The 1,782-nt window shown below is 55.5% G+C and carries 2 protein-coding genes and 1 pseudogene; 1 reads left to right on the top strand and 2 read right to left on the bottom strand.

The window, feature by feature from the left end; translation table 11 throughout:
• Positions 1–114: 114 nt before the first annotated feature.
• A pseudogene (locus VTU_RS34925) lies at positions 115–294 on the top strand (hypothetical protein); the annotation flags it as partial.
• Between the two features lie 8 nt (positions 295–302).
• Here VTU_RS34925 and VTU_RS0115295 read toward each other — a convergent pair.
• Together VTU_RS0115295 and VTU_RS27530 are read right to left on the bottom strand one after the other, a co-directional pair.
• Positions 303–875, bottom strand: a complete 573-nt coding sequence (locus tag VTU_RS0115295) for a contact-dependent growth inhibition system immunity protein (protein WP_138927914.1) — start codon at positions 873–875, stop codon at positions 303–305.
• Between the two features lie 7 nt (positions 876–882).
• A partial coding sequence (locus VTU_RS27530) for an endonuclease toxin domain-containing protein (protein ID WP_010105691.1) occupies positions 883–1,782 on the bottom strand: 900 nt, incomplete at its 5' end.

Here is a 1,782-nt window from a genome sequence, read left to right as displayed (position 1 = left end):
CTACTACACTGATATTCACCTGAACACCCTTTGGGCGACCTCATATTGCTGCACTGTCCAATGCATCACGCACTTTGACCGGGACGATGGCCAATTCAATGGATCGTGATCAAAGCGATCCTGACCGCTCGGCACGCGCTGTACATGAGCACTCGCGCGCGCAACCCGGCACGCTGGTCAGGCGCCACGCGCAACGGGTCACACATCGCAGCCGTGAGCTTCAACCCCGAACGCAATTGGTCATCAAGACACATTCGCGCGTGCAGGATATTCAGCCGATGGCTGTTTGAATGAGGCGATAACTATTTTGACCCGCGCCGCACGCGCGGTGGCGGCAGGGCGTTTCGTACCCCGGCATCAAGTGCCGCCCTTGCGGCTTGCCCCAGCATTTCGTCGCTGGCTGGTTGCTCAACGATAAACTCGCGGTAGTCGGGGAAATGGTCGGGAATCGAGGAAAATTCAGTCGGCTTATCCCGGCTGCTATTGAAGAAGGCATACACATCCTTGATGCGACAACTGCCGGAGTGACGGGCGTCCTCATAGAGTTCGTCCAGGTTTTTGCAACCCGTCATTTCCAGCGCCTTGCGTTTCCACAGGACCAATTTTTTCTTCCACTCGCGGTGTGCTGCCTTTGCCGCTTCTCCCGTGGGCAGGGCGTCCACGTCCTCGAACCGGGTGGCGTCGTGGCAGCGGCGGATGGCCGCACCAAATTCGGAATCGCTGACCGTTGTGGGCAGGAATTCGTCCAGGCCATGGTCCAAGTCCGTGCCGGTCAGGGCCGATGCGCACATGCAACTAGTCAATCGATAGAAAGTGCCAAAGCGGTAAATTTCGATTTCACCCGTGACATCTTTGGTGGAATATTGAAAAGACATGATGACCTCACTTTACTACTACACTGATATTCACTACAACCCCCTGGGCGAGAGCATCTATTACAACCTTGTCCAATGCCTCACGCACTTTGACCGGGGTTCCGACCGGGATGGCCAATTCAATGCTTCGTGATTTGATTGGTTTTTCGTAGATTCCATTCGGTTGACCTACTCTCTTATAATCCCTCGCCTCATCGACGTAACGCCGCAAATAGCCCGCCGCCCTCCATGGCTTCATGGGATTGCTTCCTGACAGTCCCAGGGTGTCCATGGTCTTGATGCTTACCGCGTGGTCCGTGGTGAAGTTATAGGAGTCGAAAGTCTTGTGCTTTGGTTGCCTTTCATTAAGATTAGTATAGCCATTTTTTTCGGAGTATTTGGTTTTTTCCAAGTATTTTTCAAAGGACTCCCCACGCAGATTTTTGTCGGGCGTAAACCAGTTTACAGCGCCCCGAGTGGTAATGTCAGGCGTCGTCCAGTTTACGACTTTTGGAGCGGTAATAATAGTCTTGACGGCCCGCACTTGGCCACGGGTCAGCACTACGGTGGTGACCTCGCCCCCACCTTTGAGCCTATCGCGCGTGACTTGGCTCAGGCTGTTCCATTGGGTGCTGACCACTCGACCGGTCTTTTCATCGGTGTAGGTGACCATGGCATCGATGGTCTCCCCCACCCCGCTCAGGAAGTCGAGCATAGCCGTCGTTTCCTGAGGGAATTCGGCCATGGACAGCGTCACTGCCTTCTCTGTGACCGAGGCGAGGGCCTCGCTCAAGGGATCTTTGCCCTGGCCGATGATTTCCAGGCCCGCCATAGGATTGCCGTCACCGACCACGGTGGTGTAGACCGCAGCGGCCGTGGCGGCGGCCAGCAGATAGGCCAGCGGGGACATGAGACTATTGTTCTCAAC

Origin of the sequence: Verminephrobacter aporrectodeae subsp. tuberculatae At4 (assembly GCF_000193225.1) — a bacterium.
GTDB lineage: Bacteria > Pseudomonadota > Gammaproteobacteria > Burkholderiales > Burkholderiaceae_C > Acidovorax > Acidovorax aporrectodeae.
Note: the sequence above shows the minus strand (reverse complement) of the source record. Positions and strands in the feature narration are given on the sequence as shown.

What these genes read in the sequence shown, in the direction of transcription:
- VTU_RS0115295 (WP_138927914.1), bottom strand. Translation starts at nt 875, where the DNA reads ATGTCTTTTCAATATTCCACCAAAGATGTCACGGGTGAAATCGAAATT.